The organism is Acinetobacter sp. NIPH 2699 (assembly GCF_022549355.1).
GTDB lineage: Bacteria > Pseudomonadota > Gammaproteobacteria > Pseudomonadales > Moraxellaceae > Acinetobacter.
Map to the genome: position 1 here is coordinate 1 of NZ_JAKZGL010000028.1, position 7,852 is coordinate 7,852.

Consider the following 7,852-nt stretch of genomic DNA (forward strand, 5'->3'; position numbering starts at 1 on the left):
ACCAACACCAACACCAACACCAACACCAACACCAACACCAACACCAACACCAACACCAACACCAACACCAACACCAACACCAACACCAACACCAAAGCAGGTGTGCACTACCTTTTTCTTCTTTACAATCTGCCGATCTGTATAAATTGAATGAAGTAAGATAGCTGGATGAATGGCAACTGATATTTTATAAGTTGCCATTTTTTATGGATTCTTGTGCCAAATTTTACAAGTTCATTAAACCCGCTTTGAAAGTATTGCCTCTTGCGGTACAACTACAATTGTTCTTTCGGCTAGCAGAGATTGAAGCATTATAAGAGCTAGTGTGTTTTAAGAATTGGTATTGGTTATTAACTCACATTCTAAATTTGATTTCGACCAAGTGAAAGCCAAATTGGCTTTTGACTGGCCCATGTAAAATACGTTCCGCAGCACTAAAGACCAATTTATCAATTACAGGAACAAGCTGTCCTTTTTTTACTTCGCCTAGCTCACCGCCACGTTTTGCAGAATTACAGGTTGAGTATTGTTTGGCAATTTTTGAAAAATCAGCACCAGACTGGATGCGTTTTTTCAATTGCTCAGCCATATCTTTATCTTTGACTAAGATATGTCGCACAATAGCAGTTCGCATAGCTTTATACTCCTTCAACTCATCTCAATGAGCCTAAGTTTTCTTTAATCTCAAGGGCTGGCATTGTGGACAGAATACACTCGCACGTTGCCCTAACTTTAAGTTTTCGAGTGGGGTTTCGCAATTGACGCACATTTCACCTGCACGACCGTATGCCAACAGGGTTTGCTGGAAATAACCATTTTCACCCATGGCATTGCTATAATCACGTAAAGTCGAACCTCCTAAATCAATGGCTTGTTTTAAGATACGTTTGACTTCAATAACTAATTTGGCCACTTGTACTTTGGTTAAAGTCGAAGCGGGTTGAGCCGGATGAACGCCGATATTGAATAGGCTTTCTGTCGCATAAATATTGCCGACACCGACCACGATATGATTATCCATTAAAGCAATTTTAATGCCGACATTCTTTTTACTTAATTTTTCTAAAAGATATGATGTATTAAAATCATCACTTAATGGTTCAGGACCAAGTGTGTCGATCAGCTTGGTTTGATTATGCTGATCCAACCAAAGGATACAACCAAAGCGTCTAGGGTCATGATAGCGAAGCTGATAATCTTCAAAGTCAATTACCAGATGATCATGCTTTCTCAGTTCATCACTGGGCTGACACAGACGAAAACTGCCAGACATACCGAGATGCCAAAGCATGTGGTCTTGTTCAAATTCAGCCAGAATATACTTAGAGCGGCGCTTAAGCTGTATTAACCGTTGCCCAATCAGCTTTTCAAGATCATCAGGAATAGCCCAGCGTAAACTGGCGTTAAACACTTTAACCATTTGAACGCGTTGGTTTAATAAAGGGAGTAGACTGGTTTTCGTAGTTTCAACTTCAGGAAGTTCGGGCATAGTTAGCTCAAGTTGTTTCAACAACAATACAATGAGGGTAAATGTTTCACTTACAATTATGCGGGTATTTAATTTTATTTGCTAATGCAGATTGATAATGACTTTGATTGTTTTGGCCTAAGTTAAATATGTAAGATAAATATAAAATAATCACAGGCTTACTTTTTAAATCATCTTTTCTAAATTTTGAGAAATAAGGAATCTTCATGCCTTCATTGAAAATTAACCTCCTCTATGGTTGCGTAGCCATGTGCATGGGGGCGGGTAGCTCTTTTACATGGGCAGCTGAATCTGATTCAGAGTCAACGGTGCAACTTCCCACGATTAAAGTTGAAGCAACACGTACAGATACCACTTATATGGAAACGCCTGCATCAATTTTTAGGGTCGATATGCCTAAAAATGATCAATCAGCGCAGGTCAATTTAACTGAAATCGTTAAAGGCATTCCAAGTGTTCAGTTACGTAATCGGGAAAATTATGCGCAAGATTTGCAGCTCTCGATGCGTGGTTTTGGTGCACGTTCAACATTTGGTGTGCGTGGGATTCGTTTATATACCGATGGTATTCCAGCAACAATGCCGGATGGTCAAGGTCAAACCTCAAATATTGATTTGGGTAGCTTGAGCCATCTTGAAGTTTTAACGGGGCCATTTTCATCGCTGTATGGGAACTCATCGGGTGGCGCGATTCTGGCGACAACTCGAGAGGGACAGGGTAAAGATTCCATTGAGATGAGTTATGCTGGTGGCAGCCACAATAAAAATCGTGCAGGTATCGTGTTACAGGGTGGCGCTAAAAACCAGAATGAACCGAGTTATGTGATTAGTTCATCGTATTTTGATACCGATGGCTATCGTGACCATAGTGGCGCAAATAAAGTTTTAAGCAATGCCAAGCTGACATGGAATCTCGACGATGGTAGTAAGATCAATTGGATCACGAACTATGTCAAGATTGATGCAGATGATCCAGGCGGCTTAACCCGTGCTGATTGGGAAAAGAATCCCAAGCAGGTTGCTAAAAATGTTTTGGATTACAATGCCCGCAAAACAATTGATCAAACTCAGACAGGTTTGACTTGGTCAAAACCAATTAATGATCAAAATGAACTGTATGCGATGACCTATATTGGGCAGCGTCAGGTAACACAATACCAGTCTATTCCAGATATGGTACAGAAGAATCCAAATACACCGTATCAAGCTGGTGGCGTAATTGATTTTAAGCGTGATTATTATGGCGCTGATTTCCGCTGGACAGGAAAAGATTTATTACCGAATACCCAATTTAGTGCGGGTGTTGCGATCGATGCAATGAACGAAGATCGACAAGGTTATCAAAACTTTAATGATGCGGGTGATAAAGGTATAAAAGGTACTGTGCGTCGTGATGAACGCAATACCTTATGGAATGTGGATCCTTATCTACAAGCGTCTTGGTCTTTTTTACCAACTATGCGTTTAGATACGGGTGTACGTTATAGCAATGTGCATTACAAGTCGAAAGATCATTATATCGTTGGTTTGAACGGCGATAATAGCGGTAAGACAACTTATGAAGAAGTGTTACCTTCGGTTGCATTAAGCTGGCAAATCATCCCCGAGGTTCTGGCTTACGCGAGCTATGCCAAAGGGTTTGAGACACCGACCTTTACTGAAATGGCTTATCCGGCACAAGGTGGCGCAAGTACGCTCGATTTAAAACCATCAAAAAGTGATAACTATGAACTCGGTTTAAAATCTTCAAATCTGCTGGGTGATTTTAACTTGGCGACGTTCTATATCGAAACCAAAGATGACATTGTCGCAGCTGAAAGTATGGGGGGGCGCGCGACGTTTCGCAATGCAGATAAAACCTTACGTAAAGGTGTTGAATTTGCATGGAATAAGAAGCTTTGGAAAGATTTAGCAGTGAATGCAAGTTATGCATATTTAGATGCAACTTTTGATTCGAAAGTGCCTGCTGTTGGTTCAGTATCAGAAATTGCCTCAGGAAATCTGATTCCTGGAATTGCTAAGAATCAAGCTTTTATTGGCTTAGCGTGGCAGCCAGCGCAAGGTTTCTATGCAGGACTTGATACGCAATTTATGGATAAAGTCTATGTCAATGATATCAATAGTGATGCTGCTGCAAGCTATACGACTGTTTCAGCATATACAGGTTATCTCTGGAAATTGAGTGACTGGAACGTGAATGCGTATGCGCGAGTCGATAATATGCTTGATAAAAACTATAGTGGATCTGTGATCGTAAATGATGCTAATCAGCGTTATTACGAACCTGCGGATGGGCGTAATTGGAGTGCAGGATTTAAAGTAAGCAAGCAGTTTTAATCTGATTCCCACCAAATATCGGATACAGAAATGGATATTTGGTGGGCATGGGTGGAATTATGGTTTTGAGGGTGCAGCTTTAGCTTGTTTCTTTTGAGCTTCAATCTGTTCTACTTTTGCTAAAGACTCTTTGGCTTGAGGTATGCCTTGCCTCGCCAATTCGGTAAAAATCTTTTTTGCCTCTGGTAGGTTTTGTTGAAGAATGTCACCATTCGCCAGCATATTACCTAACGCCATCAAAGAAGGTGCATAGCCTTTTTCTGCAAGGGACTGAATCGTTGAGATGGCTTGTTGGCGCATGGCAGGATTTTTATTTTTGACTCCTTGTCCCAGATCATACAATGCTCTAATGTGTATCGCAGGATAATAGTTCTTTTGAATCAATGGTCTGAGTTGGCGAATCGCAATTTGATCTGTTTCAGGTTTACCTTGAGCAAATAATAAGGTTGCAATTTCTACGATTGCTTCTTCGGAGCCTTGTTTTGATGCTTTATCTAAATACTCTTTGAATTTTGGCGTATTTGCTGTAATGCCTAATCCACCATGACGATAAAGTTGAGCTAAGGTAAAGCTGGCTTTGCCATAGCCTTTATTTGAGGCATCTTGGTAATATTGCAAAGCTTTTTTCTCGTCTTTAGTTGTTCCTTGCCCATTTTGGGTCATATAGCCAAGATTATAGATGGCTTGAGCATTCCCTGATTCTGCGAGGCGTTGCATTTCTATGAATGCAGCTGGATAATTTTTTGCTTCATAAAGTTGGGTTGCTTTTGCAAAAGCATCTGGTTTTGTTGCTGCTTTACTGTCTGCTGCTAGTGTGGAGTGGCTGGCGGCAATCATTAAACTGGCAATAAGCAACTTTTTCATCTTTTTTCCTTTCACTTAATTTCTGCTGTAATCCTTTGTGTAGCAGCACACAATTTGATGTTCTCATCATAAAAGTTTGGTAAAAAATGTAAATGATGATTTTGTATATAGGCTATTTAGATAAATTCTTAAAATCTTCATTTAAATTGATGAAAAACAATCTAATACAGTCAATTTGTTATGAATAAATGATGGATTTTTTATGAAGAAATAGCCAATAGCACATTAAAAATATTAAATAAAATCTTATTTTGTATCGAGTTGCATTGTGAGTTGCAGTAACTCAATTAGATCAGAGTCCATATATTGATAATTATCAGGGATATCTAATACAAATATTTTCTTATTCATGAGCTGTTTCGAGAATTTCTCTTTTATCTGTTGCTTATGCTGTGTTTCCATCACAAAGATTTGATCGGCCCAGAGTATATCTTTGATCGAAATCGTATGTTTAGCGTGGCGGCTAGTGCCTGCGCAAGGGTATGGAGACCATACCCTTGCGCAAAGATGCGTTCAGCAGTTGGACTACGATTGATTAAGACTGCAAATAAATAGAAAGTTCAGCGTTATAGCATCCAATAATTAAAACGGGCTTCAATTATGCCTTGGATTTTAGAAATCCGAGGATATTCGGTTCCTAAGTGTTTTAACAACAAACAGATTAGCTTGGTCTAGCCACATCACCATTCAATGCTTCGGGTAAATCTAAAACCGTCAAACTGAGTTCTTCTAAAGCAATCGGTTTAGCCACCACAAGTGCTAAATAACCATCTTCAATGGCAACACTATTGACCACTTCTATATCTTTACTGAGTTGAGTCGTCGGGGTGGGAACTTCGCCTTTGCCTTGAATTAAATGTAGCCAATGTTTAGGTTTTGCTTTAAACCAAAGACGTGCCACGATTTCCTGACCAAGATAGCAACCTTTATCAAAATGTACGCCGTCACGTTGATGTAAGCGTAATTCTTGTGGTTGAAACACATGTTCAGTTGTTTGGGTAATCCAAGCTTGTCCAGACTGAATGGCCTGTAATTGCCAAGTGTTGATATCTGTTTCTGTCTGTGAAAATTCAGTGTGATGCCCAACAATATTTGGAAAAACTTGCCCCATTTCTTCTAATTTCATTTTTGAAAAAGCACCAAATTTTTTGATATGTTTGGAAAATTCTTCTGCTTGATCTTGTGTGGTGACAAGTTCAAAACTTTCAGGATTTAATCTTTTAATCCATAAACCAAAATGAATACGTCCTTTTAAATCACAAATGGCAGTGTATCGACTTTCATTTTCTGGCAGACGTTCAGCATGAACAGTTACCTGACCTTGTAAAAATTTTTGTGCATCTATACCATTTAAGCTAAAAGCAGTAAAAGCAAGCTGACTCATAGATCGATCCTAAAGCTGCGTTTTGGTCACTAAAATATGGACTATTATTTTGCGCCATTTTTCACAAAAAAGCAGCTTTTGATTGTTGATATTCATGTTGAAATAAGAGATTAGAACGATCGCATGACGATTAAATTGCTATGTTCAATCCGCAAATAAAATAATAGTCACAAGGGAGAATAACAATGTCAGGCACAGTACGATTGCATCGCGTATTTAATGCGCCCCCTGAACGTGTTTTTAACGCTTTCTTAGATCCAGATGCCTTAGTCAAATGGATGGCACCGCATGGGTTTACCGCTAAAGTTCATCATTTAGATCCGCAAGTTGGCGGTACTTATAAGATGTCATTTACTAATTTTTCCACAGGTCGTGCGCACTCGTTTAGTGGAAAGTATATTGAAATTGTTCCAAATGAACTGCTTCGTTATACAGATCAGTTTGATGATCCTCATCTGATTGGTGAGATCCAAATGACTATTCAACTTAAGCCTGTGCTTGTGGGTACAGAGGTGAATATTACCCAAGAGGGGCTGCCAGATGTGATCCCTGTTGAAGCATGTTATTTAGGGTGGCAAGAGTCGCTTTATTTATTGGGTTTATTGATTCAAGCTGAAATACCAGATGAATAAATATTCTGAAGAAAAATATCATGTTGTTGGTGTTAAATTTTTAAGATCCCGTACTTAATCATGCTTTGGTACTTAAAAATTATTTATTGGGCAAAGATATTCAAGACTAAAATTTTGAAAAAACGGCTTCTATCGATCATAATAGAGCTTTTGAGATTTTTATGTCTTTTCCAAATTGCCCACAATGCCAATCAGAATATACTTACCAAGATGGCGAACTCCTTATTTGTCCAGAATGCTCACATGAGTGGAAAGAGGGCGATAGTTTAATTTCAGAAGTACAAGAGATTATTAAAGACGCCAATGGCAATGTTTTAGCGGATGGTGATAGTGTGACCGTCATTAAAGATTTAAAAATCAAAGGCTCATCATCTGTCGTTAAAGTTGGTACAAAAGTGAAAATTCGCTTAATTAGTGATGCCAGTGATGGTCATAACATTGATTGTAAAATTGATGGTATTGGTCAGATGAAACTCAAATCTGAGTTTGTGAAAAAAGTTTAATTCCAAGCATTTTATTGAGGAGCATGCACATGCTCCTTTTTTATATCTGTAATAAATTCTAAGCTACCAAAAGCGAACAAAAAACAATCTATTTATGCGGTTGTAGCTGATTTATATTATTGAAGAAACAAAACAATATTAATCCCAATAAGAGAGGTCTTTATGGCTGGATGGTTTGAGGTGAGTCGAGCAAGCGATGGTCAATATCGTTTTGTCTTGAAAGCAGGTAATGGGGAAGTTATTTTAAATAGTGAATTATACAAGACTAAGGCATCAGCATTGAATGGGATTGCATCTGTGCAAAAGAATAGTCCAGATGATGCCCGCTATGAGCGACTCACATCAAAAAATGATAAAGCATATTTTAATCTAAAGGCTGCAAATCATCAGGTGATTGGTACCAGTCAGCTTTATGCCAGTGAACAGTCTCGTGATAAAGGTATTGAGTCTGTTAAAAATAATGGTCCATCAGAAACCATTAAAGATCAGACTGCCTGATTTTCCAATAAGAAAGCCGTTTCAATGAAACGGCTTTTTTAGGTCTTGAATGAGGTTGTAAATAATTCTGTGTAAACACACCTTAGATATAGTCAGCCATACGTTGTTCAAACAAGATGCTAAAACGGCTCATTGCAGCTTTCCAG

Annotated in this window: 9 protein-coding genes and 1 pseudogene; 4 read left to right on the top strand and 6 right to left on the bottom strand. The window is 38.7% G+C overall.

Translation table 11 applies throughout. The features are described 5' to 3' along the window. The 3 genes from MMP72_RS15670 to mutM all read right to left on the bottom strand — a co-directional run. Positions 1-201, bottom strand: a 201-nt coding sequence (locus tag MMP72_RS15670; RefSeq protein ID WP_241406200.1) for a hypothetical protein, incomplete at its 3' end; no start/stop codon positions are given. A 154-nt stretch (positions 202-355) separates the two neighbouring features. Beyond that, positions 356-634 carry a peptidylprolyl isomerase gene (locus tag MMP72_RS15675; protein ID WP_241406201.1) on the bottom strand — a complete coding sequence of 93 codons (279 nt, stop codon included), beginning with the start codon at positions 632-634 and terminating at the stop codon, positions 356-358. A gap of 33 nt (positions 635-667) precedes the next feature. After that, entirely contained in the window at positions 668-1,489 is an 822-nt protein-coding gene (mutM, locus tag MMP72_RS15680; protein WP_241406202.1) for a bifunctional DNA-formamidopyrimidine glycosylase/DNA-(apurinic or apyrimidinic site) lyase, read from the bottom strand. 206 nt (positions 1,490-1,695) lie between these two features. Between mutM and MMP72_RS15685 the strand changes: the two genes are divergently transcribed. After that, on the top strand, positions 1,696-3,825 hold the full coding sequence (locus tag MMP72_RS15685; RefSeq protein ID WP_241406203.1) for a TonB-dependent receptor: 2,130 nt from the start codon (positions 1,696-1,698) through the stop codon (positions 3,823-3,825). Between the two features lie 57 nt (positions 3,826-3,882). On the opposite strand, the gene MMP72_RS15690 is transcribed toward MMP72_RS15685, so the two are convergent. The 3 genes and pseudogenes from MMP72_RS15690 to MMP72_RS15700 all read right to left on the bottom strand — a co-directional run bounded on the left by MMP72_RS15690 (position 3,883) and on the right by MMP72_RS15700 (position 6,073). Next, positions 3,883-4,689 carry a sel1 repeat family protein gene (locus tag MMP72_RS15690; protein ID WP_241406204.1) on the bottom strand — a complete coding sequence of 269 codons (807 nt, stop codon included), beginning with the start codon at positions 4,687-4,689 and terminating at the stop codon, positions 3,883-3,885. 246 nt (positions 4,690-4,935) lie between these two features. Further along, positions 4,936-5,253 (bottom strand): annotated as a pseudogene (locus MMP72_RS15695) (protein tyrosine phosphatase). A 97-nt stretch (positions 5,254-5,350) separates the two neighbouring features. Next, on the bottom strand, positions 5,351-6,073 hold the full coding sequence (locus MMP72_RS15700; RefSeq protein WP_241406205.1) for a folate-binding Fe/S cluster repair protein: 723 nt from the start codon (positions 6,071-6,073) through the stop codon (positions 5,351-5,353). 185 nt (positions 6,074-6,258) lie between these two features. Between MMP72_RS15700 and MMP72_RS15705 the strand changes: the two genes are divergently transcribed. From MMP72_RS15705 to MMP72_RS15715, 3 genes are all read left to right on the top strand, one after another. Beyond that, complete coding sequence (locus tag MMP72_RS15705) at positions 6,259-6,705, top strand: SRPBCC family protein (RefSeq protein ID WP_241406206.1); 447 nt, start codon at positions 6,259-6,261, stop codon at positions 6,703-6,705. Positions 6,706-6,866: 161 nt separating this feature from the next. After that, positions 6,867-7,208, top strand: a complete 342-nt coding sequence (locus tag MMP72_RS15710; protein WP_241406207.1) for a zinc ribbon domain-containing protein YjdM — start codon at positions 6,867-6,869, stop codon at positions 7,206-7,208. Positions 7,209-7,370: 162 nt separating this feature from the next. Next, entirely contained in the window at positions 7,371-7,706 is a 336-nt protein-coding gene (locus MMP72_RS15715) for a YegP family protein (RefSeq protein ID WP_241406208.1), read from the top strand. The last annotated feature ends 146 nt before the right edge of the window (positions 7,707-7,852 follow it).